This is a genomic window from Longimicrobium sp. (assembly GCF_036399935.1).
Taxonomy (GTDB): domain Bacteria; phylum Gemmatimonadota; class Gemmatimonadetes; order Longimicrobiales; family Longimicrobiaceae; genus Longimicrobium.
Genome location: NZ_DASWMD010000030.1, coordinates 100,522 through 117,654, shown reverse-complemented (window position 1 = coordinate 117,654; position 17,133 = coordinate 100,522). Strand labels below are relative to the sequence as shown.

Here is a 17,133-nt window from a genome sequence, read left to right as displayed (position 1 = left end):
GCATACCCAGCGACCCCGCCAGCCCGAACGCCAGGTACGAAAGCGCCGACCCCGCGATGCCCACCAGCAGCACGGGGCGCCGGCCCACGCGGTCCGACAGGCGGCCCCACCAGGGCGCCAGGAAGAACTGCATGAGCGAGTACACGGCCAGTAGCCAGGTGACGGCCACGGGACCGGCGCCGAACCGCTCGGCGTACAGCGGCATCAGCGGAATGACGATGCCGAACCCCACCAGGTCCAGGAACACGGTGAGGAACACCACGGCCAGCGGCGAACGCCCGCGCCCTGGCAAGGCGGCGGGACGTGGCGCGAGAGGCCGCCCGGCCACCGCGCCGAAACCGCGTGAGCCCGCGGAAATGGTTGATCTGCTCAAAGCCCTGCTTGCACCCCTTCAGTGTGAGGGCGCTAAGATACCGCCTGCCCCCGCCCGTGACAACGCGCCAAGTGCCGCCGCCGCCGCGATTTCGCCCGAGCCGCTGGCAACGGGATTGCGAGCGCGGCACCCCGGCCCGCTGGATGGCGCGCCGCACCCCGACCAGGAGGTACCGTGACGGCAGAAGCGCGCATCGCAGCGCTCAGGAAGATGCTGGACGCCCATCCCGACGACCCGCGGCCCCGGTTCGGGCTGGCGCTGGAGTACGAGAAGGAGAAGCGCTGGGACGACGTGGTCGAAGCCCTGCGCGGCTACCTGGCGCGCACCGACGACGAGGGTAACGCGTGGGGGCGGCTGGGCACCGCGCTGCGCCACCTGGGCCGCGAGGACGAGGCGCGCGAGGCGTACCAGAAGGGGATCGAGGCGGCCAACCGCCACGGGCACCCCACCATGGCGGGCGAGTTCGAGGACGTGCTCGACGCGTGGTGACGGCGGAAGCGGGGACGCAGCCCGGTGGCGGCGCCCCGCTTTCGGCGATTCGTGGTCAGCGAAGGCGCTGCACCAGCCAGTCCGCGAGCGAGCCCAGCACCTCGGCGGGAACCCGCTTTTCGGGGAGGCGAGCGTAGCGGGCAGGGTCCGCCGTGCCTTCCGGGTCGTGGAGGAACAGGTGATTCAGCGCGGGAAAAACGCGCACCGTCACGTCACGGTTTCCGCCCGCGCGGATGGCGGCCTCGAGTTCCGGCGCCTGGTCCGGCGTCACCTGGCGGTCCGTGGCGCCTTGAAGGATCAGCACGGGTGCGCGCACCTGCCGCGCGACGGGTAGCGGATCGTGCTCCAGGAACCAGCGCACCCACGGCACCTCGGCCGCGGCGGACCGCGCCGCGACGGCCGCCGCGAAGGCTGAATCCAGCGCGGCGCCGGCCAGCCCCTGTGCGATGAGCGCATCCCGCACCTGGAAGTCGACGATGCGGTTGCCGGTGCGCGACGTGGCCGCCAGCAGCACGACGGCACGGATGCGCGGGTCGCCGGCCGCGATGAGCGGCGCGATGATCCCGCCCTCGCTGTGGCCCGCCAGGCCGATGCGCTCGGGGTCGATCTCCGGGCGGGCACGGAGGAAGGCGATGCCGGCACGGATGTCGTCGGCGAAGTCGGCCGTGGTGGCAGCGGACGGGTCGCCCTTGGAACCGCCCCAGCCCTGGTCGTCCATGCGCAGCACCGCGATGCCGCGGCGGGACAACGTGTCCGCCACCTGGCGGAAGAAGCGGTAGTCCGGGATCAGCGTCGAATGCGCGTCGCGGTCCTGCGCCCCCGACCCGGTGATCAGCACCACCGCGGGCACCCGGCCCCGCGCGTCCTTCGGAAGGGTGAGCGTGCCGGCGAGGGTGTGGCCGCCCGCGTTCACCGTCACCTCCTCCGCCGTGTACGGCGCGCCCGCGGGGGCGGCGTAGTCCGAAGCCTGCGGGCGCGGGGCAATGAAGTAGCCGGCGGCCCTCCACTCACCTCCGCCGCCGAGCGCGACGGCGGTCTCGGTCGCCACCCTCCCGCCGGCGAACGTCACCACGAACCGCACGCGCACCCATTCGCCCGCGGGTGCGCCGGGCGGAGCGGGAACCACCTCGGCCGATTCCAGCACGCGTCCGGACACCGTGCCCAGGCTGCCGCGCGCCCCGCGCAGGCTGGCCTCCCATGCCGGCAGCGGAACGCGCTCCTGCACGGCCGGCGCGGCCTGCCGCCACGCCTCGCCGTAGCGGCCTTCGTCCACCAGCCTGGTCCACCCTTCCATCGCGCGCGCCGCGTCCTGCTCTGGCGTCTGCGCCCACGCGGCAGGTGCGGCCATCAGCAGGGCAGCCAGCGCCGCCATCGCGCGGACCGCCATCATCCGTCCATGCATCGGAGTCCCTTTTTCATCTGGGGGAAATACGTCGATCACAGGGGCCGGCCGGCCATGTCGCGCCGCCACGCCACGTACGAGTAGACCAGGGGAATCACCACCGCGACGCCGACGGACACGAGCGTCAGCGCCGCTCTCGCGCCCTCCGGCAGCAGGGCGGCGACGCCCAGCATCAGCCCGGCCGCGACGAAGGTGCGGCCGCCCACCCGGTGCGTGGCGCGCCAGACGCGCTCGTTGTCCATCGTCCACGGGGTGCGGATGCCCATGAACCAGTTGCTGCGCACCCGCGGCAGGTAGTTGCCGATGCCCACGAACAGCAGCGCCACCGACACCAGGCTGGCCCGCCCCAGGTCCACGGGCCAGCCGAGCGCGTAGCCCAGCGTGGTGACCTCCACCACGGCGAAGAACAGCACGACCAGGTTCAGCAGCAGCCGCCAGTCGCCCTGGAACTTCTCCACGTTCGCGGCGCGCGGGTCGATGCGGGGCACCAGGTGGATCAGGCCGGCCATGGCGGTGGCGATGATGGCGGGGAGGAACGCGCCGTACGCGCGCGGCAGCCAGCCGTCCACCTCGCCCGCCAGGTTCACGTGCGACGGCACCATCGCGGGCAGCCGCGTGAACACGGCCAGCGCGAACGCCCACATGACCAGCGTGACGGCCGGGGCCAGCCAGCGGTTTCTCATCGTTCGTCTCCCTTGCCGAAAAGATCCAGCATCTGCTGAAGGAACTCCTGGAAAACCGTGGTTTCCAGCGAGTACACCAGGTTGCGGCCGTTGCGCTCCGATTTCACCAGCCCCGCCTCCTTGAGCACGGACAGGTGGTGCGACACCGAAGCGGCGGTCATGGGAAACCGCCCCGAGATTTCGCCCGCCGTCAGGTCGCCCGCGCGCAGCACCCGCAGGATTTCCCTGCGGGTGGGGTCGCCCAGGGCGCGCAGCGTTTCGTCGAGCATCGTTGCCGGAGCGGTCGCGGGTCTGGTCGTCGCTTAGACGAACGTCTATTAGACGATCATCTAAATATAGGATAGCTGACGGGAAGTCAAGCTTGATGGAAAGGCGCGCTCGGAAGGCCGTTGCGTTGACGGCAGGGGAATTGCCGGATAGCTTCCGCACTCAGGAAGGGGAGTAGCTCACCGGCGAGACAGCCGGCGGCCGGATCGTCAAGACTGCGGGGCAGCCCGCACGGTCCGGTTGGGACGCAGGCGCCGCGGGGCGCCCGCCGTCAGGGCGAGACCTTCGTCGCACGGGAACGTGCCGCACGCGCGGCCGGGTCCGGGACGAGGGTTTCGCCCCTTTTCGTGCGCGTAACCGAACTTCGCGCCGCGACCATCGCGGCGCCGCACCGGAGGCAGGCTTGAGCAGAGACGTTCTGGCATACGGGGGGTTCACGCTCCTGGTGTTCGTCATCCTGGCGATCGACCTGGGCGTTCTGAACCGCAAGGCGCACGTGGTAAAGGTGCGCGAAGCGGGCATTTTCGCCGCGATGACCGCGGCCCTGGCGTTGATCTTCGCCGGGGCCATCTGGACGGGGTACCTGCCCGTCGAGGGCGTCGAAGGCAAGCAGAAGGCCCTGGAGTTCCTGACGGGCTACCTGATCGAGCTGGCGCTGTCGGTCGACAACATCTTCGTCTTCGTCCTGATCTTCGCGTACTTCCGGGTGCCTCCGCAGTACCAGCACCGGGTGCTGTTCTGGGGCGTGCTGGGCGCCCTGGCCATGCGCGGCATCATGATCGCCGCGGGCGCCCTGCTGATCGAGCGCTTCCACTGGATCATCTACGTGTTTGGCGCGTTCCTGGTGTACACCGGCATCAAGATGGCCACCCAGGACGAGATGGACGTGGAGCCGGAGTCCAATCCCGCGCTCAAGCTCATCCGCCGCTTCATTCCCATCACCAGCCAGTACGAGGGGCAGAGCTTCTTCGTCAGGCAGAACATCGGCGGGACGATGCGGAACGCCGCCACGCCGCTGTTCGTGGTGCTGGTACTGGTGGAAACGACGGACCTGATCTTCGCGGTGGATTCCATCCCCGCCATCTTCGCCGTCACGCGCGACCCGTACCTGGTGTACACGTCCAACGTGTTCGCCATCCTGTGCCTGCGGTCGCTGTACTTCCTGCTGGCGGGGGTGATCGACAAGTTCCACTACCTGAAGCTGGGACTGTCGGTGGTGCTGATGTTCATCGGCGCCAAGATGCTGGTGACGGCGCTGCACTTCCACATTCCGGTGGCCATCTCGCTGGTCGTGGTGGCGGGCGTGCTGGGGTTCTCGGTGGTCGCCTCGCTGATCTGGCCCAAGGCCCTCGAGGAGCACCAGCCGGTCACCCACGACCCGCTGGACGCCTCCGACGATCCCGCCGGGCCGATCATCCCGCCGGAGGACTCGCGCCGCTGATCGTCCTGACATAGAACGGCAACGGCGGTTGTGCACGGAGGTCACCGAGGGATTCGTCCTTCGGTGACCTCCGTTTGCATCCGTGGCCACTGATCTCTGCCTGTTGGAGAGGCGCATTCCCGCGGGCCAAGCCCTGCACCTTCCGGCTGCAGAACTCTTCGTCTGATTGTTGGTTACACATTCGTAACTTACAAAGCTGTAACCAATGCAGACGCGCGGAATCCGGCGGGGCGCAAGTTCTGCACACCGTTTGGACGATGGTCTTTCTGCCCCCGTGACACGGCCCATGTCCACGATCGATCCCGGCGAGTCCCCGCCACCGCCTGAGGGTGACGTTTCCGCCGCTGCCCCAAGCGGCGACTCGGTGCTCACGCCCGACGTGGACGCCACCGCGCAGGCACGGCCGGTGGAGGCGGGCGCGCCCACGCCGGACCTGGGCAGGACGGGCGATGCGATGGACAGCACGCGCGGGCGCTCCGCCGGCATCACCACGCTCACCGTGCTGGCCCTGCTCTACACGTTGTACTTCGCGCGCCCCTTCCTGCTCCCCATCGTGGTCGCCCTGCTGCTGAGCTTCCTGTTCAGCCCCCTGGTGCGGGCCCTGGCGCGGTTCAAGATCCGCCCGCCGGTGAGCGCGGGGCTCATCATCCTGGGGCTGCTTGGGACGGTGGGCTTCGTGGGATACGAGCTTTCGGGACCGGTGCAGGGGTGGGCGTCGAGCGCGCCGCAGACGTTCGCCACCGCGCAGGCGCGCATCCGCGAGGTGCTGAAGCCGTTCGAGCGCGCCAGCCAGACCGCGGCGCAGGTGGAAGACGCGGCGGGCGGGGTGGGCGGGGCGGAAACGGCGCAGGAGGTGATCGTGCGGCAGCCCAGCCTGGTCGCCCGGGTCTTCGGCACCACGCAGAAGTTCCTGATCGCGGCGATGGAAGTGCTGATCCTGCTGTACTTTCTGCTCGCGGCCGGCGACCTGTTCCTGCAAAAGCTCATCAAGGTTCTCCCCAATCTGCGCGACAAGCAGAAGGCGGTGGAGATCGCGCGGAAGACCGAGGCGTCCATCTCCACCTACCTGCTCACCACCTTCGCCATCACCTTCACCGAGGGCATCGTGGTAGCGCTCGCCATGTGGGCGCTAGGGATGCCCAACCCGCTGCTGTGGGGCGCGATGGTGGTGGTGCTGGAGTTCATCCCCTACCTGGGCGCGGCGATCATGACGGCCATCCTCACGCTGGCCGCGCTCACGGTGTACGACACCATCGGCCAGGCGCTGCTGGTGCCAGCCGTGTTCCTGGTGATCAACATCATCCAGGGCAACTTCATCAGCCCGGCGCTGATGGGGCACCGGCTGGCGCTGAACCCCGTGGCGCTGCTGGTGGGGCTCACCTTCTGGTTCTGGATCTGGGGGCTGCCCGGCGCGTTCATCGCGGTGCCGCTGCTGGCCACGTTCAAGATCTTCTGCGACCACATCGAGTCGCTGGCGGCCGTCGGAGAGTTCCTTGGCGAGCGCGACCGGGGCGAGCGGCGGGCGGTGATCCGGTAGGCCCGGCCGTCTGTCGCCCGGGGGCCGGGTCGGGTAGATTGGCGGCGCCTGAAGACCCCTGTACCCGGCCCGCCCGATGCCCGTAGAAAAGCCAGAGAAAACCCGCGAGCGCCTGTACCTGATCGACGGATACGCGCTGATCTACCGTGCCTTCTTCGCCCTGATCTCGCGGCCGCTGATGTCGTCGAAGGGCGAGAACACCTCGGCCGCGTTCGGCGTTGCGCGCTTCCTGATCAAGGTGATGGAAAAGCACCAGCCCGACTACCTGGGGATGGTGTTCGACGCGGGCGACTCCGAGCGCGTGGAGATGTATCCCGAGTACAAGGCCACGCGGGAGAAGATGCCCGACGAGCTGGCGCTTTCCATCCCGCGCATCCGGGAGCTGGTGCAGGCCTTCCGCATTCCCGTGCTGGAGCTGGACGGCTACGAGGCCGACGACGTGATCGGCACGCTGGCGCGCAAGGCGGTGGACCAGGGGCTGGAGGCGGTGATCGTGTCCGGCGATAAGGACTTCTACCAGCTCATCCGCCCCCACGTCTGCCTGCTGAACCCCGGCCGCGGCGGTCCCACGGCCGTGGAAGAGGAGTGGGTGGACGAGCGCAACGCCCACGAGCGGCTGGGTGTGAAGCCGGACCGCGTGGTGGACTACCTGGGGCTGATCGGCGACAGCAGCGACAACGTGCCTGGTGTCAGCGGCATCGGGCCGAAGACGGCGGTGCAGCTGATCGAGCAGTACGGCAGCATCGAAGACATCATCGCGCACACGGCGGAGATCAAGAGCAAGCGAGCCCGTGAGGCGCTGGAAGCCTTCGCCGACTCGGCGCGGCTTTCCAAGCGTCTGGTCACCATCCGCGAAGACCTGCCGGTGGAGCTGGACCTGGACGCCATCAAGCTCCAGGAGCCGGACCGCTCCAGGCTCAAGGACCTGTTCCTGGACCTGGAGTTCCACACGCTCGCGCGCGATTGGGCTGCCCCGGCCGAGGAGCCGGAGGTGCGGACCAATCGCCTGGCCGGCACCTACACGCTGCTCTCCATGGTGGACGAGGTGCGTGCGGTGGTGGACCAGGCGCGCGCGGCCGGCCGGTTCGCCGTCGACACGGAGACGGACAGCACCGACCCCATGCGGGCGTGCCTGTGCGGCATCTCCATCGGCGTGAACCCGGGCCAGGCGTACTACCTTCCGTTCCGCCACCGCACCCGCGGGCCGGAGCAGGGCGAGCTGCTGGGCGACGCCACGCCCATCACCGGCACCGAGGGCGGGCCGCAGTGCGAGGTCGTCCGCAACCTGCCGGAGCTCCATTCCGAGGCCATGAAGCCGCTCCTCGACCTGCTGGAGGACGAGGGCGTCAAGAAGGTCGGCCAGAACCTGAAGTACGACTTCCTGGTCTTCCGCCGCGAGGGGATCGCCATCCGGGGGATCGACTTCGACACCATGGTCGCCAGCTACGTGCTGGAGCCGGGGCGCCGCGAGCACGGGCTGGATTCCATCGCCCTCCAGCACCTGGACCACAAGACCATCTCGTACGAGGAGGTGACGGGGAAGGGCAAAGCGCAGATCCCCTTCGCCGAGGTGCAGCTGGAGAACGCCTGCACCTACGCCGCCGAAGACGCCGACATCGCGCTGCGGCTGGCGGAGAAGTTCGCTCCGGAGATGGAGTCGCTGCACCTGGACCGGCTGTTCCGCGAGGTGGAGATGCCGCTGGTGCACGTTCTCGCGGAGATGGAGTGGAACGGTATCCGGATCGACGAGCCGTTCTTCGCGCGGATGGGCGAGGAGCTGAGGACGCAGCAGAGCCGCGTGGAGCGCGAGATCTACGCCGAGGCGGGCACCGAGTTCAACATCGGCAGCACGCCGCAGCTGCGGGAGATTTTGTTCGGCAAGCTGGGGCTGCCCGTCATCAAGAAGACCAAGACGGGCGCCTCGACGGACGTCGACGTGCTGCAGGCGCTGGCCGCGCAGGGCCACACCCTGCCCACGCTGCTGATGCAGTACCGGCAGATCGACAAGCTGCGCGGCACCTACGTCGACGCGCTTCCGCGGATGGTGAACCCCGACACGGGGCGCATCCACACGTCGTTCAACCAGACCGTGGCCGCCACGGGACGCCTTTCGTCCACCGACCCCAACCTGCAGAACATCCCCATCCGCACGGAGATGGGCGCCGAGATCCGCCGCGGCTTCATCCCCGCCGAGGGGCACGTGTTCGTCTCAGCGGACTACTCGCAGATCGAGCTGCGCATCCTGGCGCACTACTCGGGCGACGAGGCGTTCGTCACCGCCTTCCGCGCCGGCGCCGACATCCACCGCCAGACCGCGGCGCTGATCTTCGACGTGGCGCCCGACGCGGTGACGAAGGAGATGCGCGACCGGGCCAAGACGGTGAACTTCGGCATCATCTACGGGCAGGGGCCGTTCTCGCTGGGGCAGCAGCTGGGCATCCCCCAGTCCGAGGCCAAGGCGTTCATCGAGCAGTACTTCGAGCGTTTCCCCGGCGTCCGCCGGTACCTGGACGAGCAGATCGAGCTCGCGAAGAGCCGCGGCTACGTGGAAACGCTCACCGGCAGGCGGCGCTACATCCCCGAGCTGAAGTCCAAGAACTGGAACATCCGCGCGTTCGGCGAGCGGGCGGCGACGAACGCGCCCATCCAGGGCTCGTCGGCGGACCTGATCAAGATCGCCATGATCCGCATTCAGGACGACCTTGCCGCCGGCGCTGTCCCGGCGAAGATGCTGCTGCAGGTGCACGACGAACTCCTGTTCGAGACGCCCATCGGCAGCGAGGAAGCGGTGCGCGAGTTCGTCCGCGAGCGGATGGAGGGCGCGGCCACGCTCAACGTTCCGCTCAAGGTGGAGGGCGGGGTGGGGACGAACTGGCTGGAGACGAAGTGAGAGTGCGTGAGTGCGTGAGTGCGTGAGTGCGTGAGTGCGTGAGTGCGAAAGTGCATCGATCCCGGGACGGCGGTGTACATGGAAGCGTTCCGTCCTACTTCAGATCCTGATCGCGAGCCGGCATGCTGAACGCCGTTCCCGTTGACGTTCCCCAGGTGGACCTCGGTCTGCTGGACGACCTGATCGCGCAGGTGGAGACGGCGTTCCGCGGCAAGCGCGAGACGGTGCGCCTGTCTCTGGCGGCGCTGCTGGCCCGCGGGCACCTGCTGTTCGAGGACATCCCCGGCGTGGGCAAGACCACGCTGGCCCGCGCGCTGACCGCCGCGCTGGGGCTGGAGTTCCGCCGCATCCAGTTCACCAGCGACCTGCTGCCGAGCGACGTGCTGGGCGTGTCGGTCTACAACCCCCGCACGCACGAATTCGAGACGCGGCCCGGGCCCATCTTCACCAACGTGGTGCTGGCGGACGAGATCAACCGCGCGCCGCCGCGCACGCAGAGCGGGCTGCTCGAGGCCATGCAGGAGGGCCGCGTGACCATCGACGAGCGCAGCTACGACCTGGCGCGCCCGTTCCTGGTGATGGCGACGCAGAACCCGCTGGAGCAGCACGGCACCTATCCGCTCCCCGAGAGCCAGCTCGACCGCTTCATGATGCGCCTGTCGATCGGGTATCCGGACGCGGACGAGGAGCGCAACGTGGTCCTGCAGTCCGCGGGCACCCACGACGCGGTGGACCGTATCCGCCCGGTGCTGAACGCCGAATCGGTGATCGCGCTGCAGGAGCGGGTGGATTCGGTGCACGCGGACGCGTCCATCGTCGACTACCTGATGTCCGTCGTGCAGGCCACGCGCGCCGAGCCGCGCTTTCGCGCGGGGGCCAGCACCCGCGGCGCCATCGCGCTGCTGAGGGCCGCGCGAGGATATGCGCTGGTGGACGGCCGCGAGTTCCTGGTGCCCGACGACGTGCGCCGCCTGGCGGTTCCCGTCCTGGCGCACCGCCTGCTCCCGGCCGGTGCCTCCGCCGCGACGGGCGAGGCGTACCAGGAAGCGGTCGGCGTGCTGGACGAGCTGATCGCCCGCATCCCGATGCCGGTCTAAGGGCAGACACCGCAGCCTGTCATCCTGAGGCCCAGGCGAACGACACTCGCCCGCAGCACATGCCTCGCGGGCCGAAGGATCCAGCCGGGGACACGTACGAGCCAGGGCGCGGCAGCGGTCACTGTGGCCAAGGCCTCGGCTGCCGTGGGGCCCTCACCCGTCCGCGCTGACACGCGTCCACCCTCTCCCACAAACAGCGTGGGAGAGGGGGTACACTTCAGTGTTGAGGCGTGGACGCGCAGGTCCGGTGCGCGGGCCGGCGCCCCCCATCCCCAACCCTTCCCCCGCAAACTGCGCGGGGGAAGGGAGCTAGTAGAGTGCGCGGGGCCAGCCGGAGCGCGATTCAGGTCTCCCCCTCCCCTGCGCAGCGGGGGAAGGGGGATGGGGGGAGGGGGCTCCCAGCGGCATGCGCAGGCACCCTGTCGAGCCCCGACCGAAGTTCTCCCCTCTCCCGGCGCAGTTTGCCGGGGGCGGGGCCGGGGGAGGGGCCCGCCCGAGGCATACGCCCAAGTTCTCTTGCTGTTTCCACCCGTGAAAATTCCCGTTCCCAAGTCGCTCGCCCACCTTCGCACCCGCGTCCGCCGCTGGTTGAAGCCGCCGCGGCGGCTTCACTTTTCGCGCGGGGGATGGTTCTTCACCGGCGGCTCGGTGATGCTGGGCTTCGCCGCCGTGGGCACCGGCAACAACCTGCTCTTCCTGCTGCTGGGCGGCATGCTGGGGTTCATCACCCTCAGCGGCTTCCTTTCCGAGCAGATGGTGAGGAACCTGGAGGTGCGCCGCCGCGTACCCCGCGCCACCGCCGGCTCGCCCGCCCGCATCGCCTACGAAATCCGCAACGGCAACCGCCGGCTCTCCGCCTACTCCATCGAAGCCGGCGAGGACGGCCACGAGGCCCGCGGCTGGGTGGCGGCCATCCCCCCCGGCGCCCACGGCGTCGCCCGCGCCGAGCACACCTGGGAGCACCGCGGCGTGTATCCGCTGGAAACCATCGTGCTTTCCACCACCTTTCCCTTCGGCCTGTTCGTCAAGGAGCGCGACCGCGACGTGCCGGGCGAGGCGGTGGTCTGGCCCCGCGCCGACCGGCCCGTGCGCGAGCCCCGGCCCTCGGGCGAGCGCGTGCGCCAGGCGGGCGAGGCGTACGCCGGCTCCGCGGGCGCGCGCGGCGAGTACCGGGGGCTGCGCCCGTACCGCCCGGGCGACGACCCGCGCGACGTGCACTGGCGCACCACGGCCCGCGTGGGGCACCCCGTGGTCCGCGAGTACGAGCGCGACCGGTCCCGCGCGCTCTGGCTGTGCCTGGACCTGCGCGCGCCCGACGGCGACCTGGCCGAGGACGCGGTGGAGATCGCCGCCGCCGTGGCCTCGGCTGCCCTGAAGCGGGGCGAGGCGTTCGGCCTGGCGACGCAGGATGCACGCGTGCGGCCGGCCGGCGGGGCCGCCCAGATGGAACGCGTGCTCGACCTGCTGGCCCGTGCGCGCTTTCGCCCCGACGCACCGTGGCTGGAGGCGCCCGTGCCCCCGGCGGAGTGCGTGCTGGTGACCGCCGGCACGCCGCTCCCCGGCTGGGGCGACGTGTTCGCCGCCGTGGAGGGCGGGCGATGAGCGCCGCCATGCTGCACCGCCGCCTGACGGCCGGGATGGCGTTCGCGGCGCTGCTAGCCTACGCGGCGGGGGCCGGGTGGTCGCTGGACGTGCTGGTCAGCGCGCTGGGGCTGACGGTGGCGATGGTGCGCCTGCCGCCGGCCTCGTGGGGCCCCTCCATCGAGCGGGCCACGCGCATCGTCATCGTGGCGCTGTGCCTGTGGATGCTGTACGTGGCGTTCGTCGTGGTCGGCGACTTCATGCCGGCCGTGATGGCGATGCTCCTGGTCCTGCTCGGCGGCGAGGCGCTGCGTCCGCTGGACGCTAAGAACGACGGGCGGCTGTACCTGCTGGCCTTCGCCCTGATGATCGCCGCGACGGCGTACTATCCGGGGCTGGCCTTCGCCGCGGCGTTCGTGGCGTTCGTGGTCCTGGCCACCCTGGCGATGATGGTGGGCTCGCTGCGGCGGCAGGCGGAGCGCTTCGATGCGCCGGGCGTGCGGGTGCCCCGGCGCACGCTGGGCGGCGCGGCCGCGCTCTCGGCGGTGACGCTGCTGGTGAGCGTGGCGTTCTTCGTCATCTTTCCGCGCCTTCCGCGGCAGTGGAACGTGCAGGGGCGCGGCGGAACGGGCGACGTGATGGCGGGCTTCGGCGACGGCGTGTCGCTGGGCGAGCACGGCGGGCGGCTGACGCCGAACCCCGAGGTGGCGTTCCGCGTGGAGTTTCCCGACGGCGACCCGGTGTATCCCGAGGCCACGTACTGGCGCGGCCGCTCGTTCGACCGCTTCGACGGGGTGCGCTGGACCCGCACCCGCGGGTTGCCGGGGCAGATCTATGGATCGGGATATGCGCGGCGCTGGGGCGGCCCCGTGCGCCGCACGCGCATCTTCGGCGGTCCGGCGGGCGCGGACGTCCTTTTCGGCCAGCACCCGATCATCTCCGTGGAGCCCCGGTCCGCCATCCGGGTGCGCCAGGAGCCCACGGGCGACGTGCTGTACTTCGGGTCCGACGCGCCCGTGTACACGGTCACCTCCGGCCGCGAGCTGCCCCCCGAGCGCCTGCTCGCCACCAGCCCGCAAGACGATTCGCCGCTGGTTTCGGCGTACCTGCAGCTTCCGCGGCTTGCCCCCGCCGTCCGCGCCCTGGCCGACTCACTGACGCGCGGAGAGTCGTCCCGCGTCGGCAAGGTGCGAGTGATGGAGGCGTACCTGCGCACGTTCGAGTACTCGCTGGACCTTCCCGAGACCCGCCGCGACGCCACCATCGAGGGATTCCTCTTCCGCCGCCGCGCGGGACATTGCGAGTACTTTTCGAGCGCGATGGTGGTGATGCTGCGCTCCGTGGGCATCCCCGCGCGCAACGTCACGGGGTTCCTGGGCGGCGAGTGGAACGATTTCGGGGATTACCTGGCGGTGACGGGAAACGACGCCCACTCGTGGGTTGAGGTATGGTTTCCCACGCTGGGCTGGGTACCGTTCGATCCAACGCCGCCGTCCCGCGAAGCGCTGGTGAACATGCAGACGGGGACGGGGTGGTCGTGGCCGGCCCGCTTCTGGTTCGACGGGCTGGAGCACCGCTGGTACAAGTGGGTGCTGGACTACAACCTGGAGAAGCAGCTCGAGGTGTTCCGCGGCATCGGCGACCTGTTCAGCCGCAACCGGAGCGACGCCTCGCCCTGGTCGCGCGGTGACCGATCGGGTGCCCCCCGCGTTCCGCCGCTGGTGGCGCTCGCGGTGGCGCTGCTCGTCCTGGGTGCGGGGGTGATGTGGATCCGGCGCGGACGAAGCGGGCCGCGTTCCGCTGAAACCCGCAGCTACCTGGCCCTGCGGCGTGCGTACGAGCGCGCGCGGCTGGGCGGCGCGGCTGGCCCGATGGACTTCGCCGAACGGCTGGAGCGCGAGCGCGCACCCGGCGCGGCGCCGGCGATGGAGCTGGTGCGCCTGTACGTCCGCGCCCGTTTTGGCGGCGAGGACATCGGCCCCGCTGGCCGCGCGCGCATGGACCAGGTGCTACGCGAAGCCCGTGCGGCCCTCCGCGCCGCCCGCCGCCGTCCGCGGTCGAACGATGGTCCGCCACCGGCCGGAAACTCGCCGGAACCGTCCACGGACAACGCGGACGAACTGCGGCGGAGGAGAGGGCAGGAGCCGGCGGGGGTGTAGGGCCGGCGAGTGAAGTCGGCACTCGTCTGCATCGGCGCTCGGGCTGGCGCCCCCCATCCCCAACCCTTCCCCCGCAAACTGCGCGGGGGAAGGGAGCCAATGTGGAGCATCACCGAAAGCATTGGGGCGACGCGAGTTGTCATCCTGAGGCCCAGGCGAACGACACTGGCCCGCAGCATCAACCTCGCGGGCCGAAGGATCCAGCCGCGGGCACGTACAAGTCAGGGCGCGGCAGCGGTCACCGAAGGCGAGGCCTCGGCTCCGCGCCCGGCGGTTGAAACCGCAGCTGGCACGTCACGAAGTCCGCCTGCGCGGACTGCTGACGGAGTGGTGTGCGCGAAGCCAGCCGAAGCGCGATTCAGGTCTCCCCCTCCCCTGCGCAGCGGGGGACGGGGGCCGGGGGGAGGGGGCTCCCAAGGGATGCGCCGGAGTCTGTCGAACCCCAATCGAAGTTCCCCTCTCTCCCGCGCTGTTTGCGGGGGAGAGGCCGGGAGAGGGCTCCCTCGGCATGCACGGCAGCCCACCGAACCCCACCGGAAGTTCCTCCCCGCTCCCCACCCGCGCATCCGTCCACATCCCTAACCGGATGCGCCATCAGCACCTGCGCCGTCGCGAATCCGTTTTTAGCCGCCGTATCCATAGACCCGAAGAAATCCCCAAGACACTAAAGTGCCATCTGCCATTATATTCTGCATCGTCACGCGTATCCCGGCGTGAGCACGATATTGGCAGATACGCCGCGCATTGCGGGCTTCTGCCGCCGGTCAGCCGGCCCCAGCGGCCCGCGTTCTGAGTCACCCCCCGGAGAGGCGAGGATGGACCAAAAGCGCTACGAGGTGGAAATCACGTTCCGCCAGACGATCCGCTATGCCGTGGACGCCGTGAACAGGAAGGTTGCCGAAAAGGCCGCGATGGACCGGTGGAAAGCCGGTGACGAGGCCACCCTGGTGGGCAGCGAATGCTGCGACGTCGTTGCCGTGCACACCGATGCGGTGCCCTGCGACGACCGCTGCGAAAAGGACGCCCGCGACGCCTACCGCTACCTGCGCGACCGCGAGCTGGTGCTGGAGATGCTGGACGAAGACCAGTTCAACCCCACCGTACACGACGCCGTCTCCGCCGAAGAAGTCGCACTTCACCTGCACTGGAAGCGCCACGGCGCCAGCGTCGAAGGCCATCCGGACACCCCCCGCGCCGCCCGCGCGCTCGACCGCCTCTGCGCCGAGCGGCGGGTGGTTTGCTTAACGCGCGACCGCGTCCGGGCCGGCGAAAAGGGCGAGATCCGCCTGTACTGCACGCCTCAGCACCTGGCGCTGCTTTCGTCCATGATCCTGGACGAGGAGCCGGTCGCCGCCGGAGCCGCGGCCTGACCGCCTGACGGCTCCCGTCATCGAGCCAGGCGCGGGCTTGCGGGGCATGGTCCCTGCGAGCCCGCGCCTTCGTTCATCCTATGCCCCCGGCGCCGTCGTCCACCGCGCTCCATCCGCCACCGCCCGCACGTCCGGCTCTCGCACCATGAAACGGAGCGCCTGGATCACCCTCGCCGTCGTGGCGCTGCTCGGCGCCGCGGGGGTCGTCTGGTATTACGAGATCGAAGGCGACGCCCCGCGCGAGATGGTGGAGCTGGTTGCGGAGGGGGGCGAAAAGGTGCTGCGCGATCCCATGCGCCCGGCCCGTGGCGGGTCGCGCGTGCTCGTCTTTGCGCTGGACGGGGTGGGTGAGGGAGCGCTGCGCACCGCCGTCAGCACCGGGCGCATGCCGCGCGTCGCCGCGCTCCTGGGCCGGCCGACGCCCGACAGCAGCACCTGGGAGCACGCCTGGATGCAGCCCGGCGTGCTGAGCGTGCTTCCCTCCACCACCTTCGCGGCGTGGGCGTCGCTCTTCACGGGCCAGCCGCCGGCGTACACGGGCGTGCCGGGAAACGAGTGGTTCGCGCGCGAGGAGCGGCGCTTCTACGCGCCCGCGCCCGTTACGATGACGGAGCACGAGCACGCCCTGAAGGTGTTCACCGACCAGTACATGGGGCAGGTGCTGCGCGGGCCCACGGTGTACGAACGCGCCGGCGTGCGGTCGTACGTGTCGCTGCAGGCGTTTCACCGCGGTGCCGACCTGCTGACCATGCCGGAGCCACGGGCCTACACGCGGCTCATCACCGAGGCCGCCGAGGGGCTGGTGAGCGACGAGACGCCCGGCCAGGAGGCGTACGAGGAACTGGACGTCACCGCCGTGGAAAGCCTGCTGAAGAGCGTCGGCCATCGGGGCGTGGCGGACCTGCAGGTGATCTACTTTCCCGGCGTGGACCTGTACACCCACGTGGCGCGCAATCCCCTCGTCGACCAGCTTCGCTACCTGGCCCAGGTGGTGGATGCGCGGGTGGGGGAGGTGCTGGAGGCGTACCGCCGGGCGGGGGCGCTGGATTCCACCTGGGTGATGTTCGTCGCCGACCACGGCCACACGCCCGTGCTGGCCGACGACCGCCACTCGCTGGGGGCGGAAGGTGAAGACGAGCCGCCGCAGGTGCTGCGGAACGCGGGGTTTCGCGTGCGCGCGCTGCGCCTGAACCCTCACCCGGACGAGGAAGATTACCAGGCCACGGTGGCGTACCAGGGCGCGTTCGCCTACGTGTACCTGGCGGACCGCTCCACCTGTGCGGAGCGGAGAACGCGGTGCGACTGGAAGCGCGCGCCGCGGTTGGATCAAGACGTGCTCCCCGTCGTCCGCGCGTTCGACGCCGCGAACCGCACCGGCGCGGGCGTCCCGGGACTGCGCGGCACGCTTGACCTGGTGTTCGCGCGGCAGCCGCGCGCGCCGGGGCAGGACGCGCTTCCGTTCCAGGTGTGGGACGGAACGAAGCTGGTGCCCATCCGCGAGTACCTGGCCGCGCATCCCCGGCCGGAACTGCTGGACCTGGAGCAGCGGCTGCACGGCCTGGCCGCCGGCCCATACGGCCACCGCGCGGGCGACGTGCTGCTGCTGGCGCGCACTGGAATGCATCATCCCATCGCGGACCGGTACTACTTTTCGGGGCACTACCAGTCGTGGCACGGCAGCCCCACCGCGCAGGACAGCGAAATTCCCCTCCTCGTCGCCCGCGCCAACACCTCCGGGACCGCCATCCGCGACCGCGTTCGGCGGACCGTGGGGCCGAATCCTACCCAGTTGAGCATCACCCCGCTGATCCTGGACCTGCTGGGCTCCGGCGGCGCGCGCTGAC

13 protein-coding genes are annotated in these 17,133 nt (G+C 70.3%); 9 read left to right on the top strand and 4 right to left on the bottom strand.

All coding sequences use genetic code 11. The annotated features are described in order from the left end of the window. A partial coding sequence (locus tag VGB24_RS10530) for an MFS transporter (protein ID WP_331072902.1) occupies positions 1 to 259 on the bottom strand: 259 nt, incomplete at its 3' end. Between the two features lie 288 nt (positions 260 to 547). Between VGB24_RS10530 and VGB24_RS10525 the strand changes: the two genes are divergently transcribed. After that, complete coding sequence (locus VGB24_RS10525; protein ID WP_331072901.1) at positions 548 to 862, top strand: tetratricopeptide repeat protein; 315 nt, start codon at positions 548 to 550, stop codon at positions 860 to 862. Positions 863 to 917: 55 nt separating this feature from the next. On the opposite strand, the gene VGB24_RS10520 is transcribed toward VGB24_RS10525, so the two are convergent. From VGB24_RS10520 to VGB24_RS10510, 3 genes are read right to left on the bottom strand one after another with little or no spacing between them, the layout of a single operon-like run. Then, positions 918 to 2,252 carry a serine aminopeptidase domain-containing protein gene (locus VGB24_RS10520; protein ID WP_331072900.1) on the bottom strand — a complete coding sequence of 445 codons (1,335 nt, stop codon included), beginning with the start codon at positions 2,250 to 2,252 and terminating at the stop codon, positions 918 to 920. 47 nt (positions 2,253 to 2,299) lie between these two features. Then, a complete protein-coding gene (locus VGB24_RS10515) occupies positions 2,300 to 2,947 on the bottom strand; it encodes an SdpI family protein (RefSeq protein ID WP_331072899.1) in 648 nt (215 codons plus the stop codon). Further along, positions 2,944 to 3,216, bottom strand: a complete 273-nt coding sequence (locus VGB24_RS10510; protein WP_331026046.1) for an autorepressor SdpR family transcription factor — start codon at positions 3,214 to 3,216, stop codon at positions 2,944 to 2,946. Before VGB24_RS10510 ends, VGB24_RS10515 begins: the two co-directional genes overlap by 4 nt. Positions 3,217 to 3,617: 401 nt before the next feature. On the opposite strand from VGB24_RS10510, the gene VGB24_RS10505 reads away from it, so the two are divergent. From VGB24_RS10505 to VGB24_RS10470, 8 genes are all read left to right on the top strand, one after another. Further along, a complete protein-coding gene (locus tag VGB24_RS10505; RefSeq protein WP_331072898.1) occupies positions 3,618 to 4,655 on the top strand; it encodes a TerC family protein in 1,038 nt (345 codons plus the stop codon). Between the two features lie 286 nt (positions 4,656 to 4,941). After that, a complete protein-coding gene (locus VGB24_RS10500) occupies positions 4,942 to 6,192 on the top strand; it encodes an AI-2E family transporter (protein ID WP_331072897.1) in 1,251 nt (416 codons plus the stop codon). A gap of 76 nt (positions 6,193 to 6,268) precedes the next feature. After that, positions 6,269 to 9,082, top strand: a complete 2,814-nt coding sequence (polA, locus tag VGB24_RS10495) for a DNA polymerase I (protein WP_331072896.1) — start codon at positions 6,269 to 6,271, stop codon at positions 9,080 to 9,082. A 122-nt stretch (positions 9,083 to 9,204) separates the two neighbouring features. Beyond that, the gene (locus VGB24_RS10490) at positions 9,205 to 10,179 is read left to right on the top strand and encodes a MoxR family ATPase (protein WP_331072895.1); all 975 of its coding nucleotides are present in this window, start codon (positions 9,205 to 9,207) and stop codon (positions 10,177 to 10,179) included. Positions 10,180 to 10,710: 531 nt separating this feature from the next. Next, the gene (locus VGB24_RS10485; RefSeq protein ID WP_331072894.1) at positions 10,711 to 11,781 is read left to right on the top strand and encodes a DUF58 domain-containing protein; all 1,071 of its coding nucleotides are present in this window, start codon (positions 10,711 to 10,713) and stop codon (positions 11,779 to 11,781) included. Beyond that, positions 11,778 to 13,919, top strand: a complete 2,142-nt coding sequence (locus tag VGB24_RS10480) for a transglutaminase TgpA family protein (protein WP_331072893.1) — start codon at positions 11,778 to 11,780, stop codon at positions 13,917 to 13,919. Before VGB24_RS10485 ends, VGB24_RS10480 begins: the two co-directional genes overlap by 4 nt. An 815-nt stretch (positions 13,920 to 14,734) precedes the next feature. After that, a complete protein-coding gene (locus tag VGB24_RS10475) occupies positions 14,735 to 15,289 on the top strand; it encodes a hypothetical protein (protein WP_331072892.1) in 555 nt (184 codons plus the stop codon). A gap of 145 nt (positions 15,290 to 15,434) precedes the next feature. Next, positions 15,435 to 17,132 (top strand): alkaline phosphatase family protein, encoded by a 1,698-nt coding sequence (locus VGB24_RS10470; RefSeq protein WP_331072891.1) that lies wholly within the window; start codon positions 15,435 to 15,437, stop codon positions 17,130 to 17,132. Position 17,133: the final 1 nt, after the last annotated feature.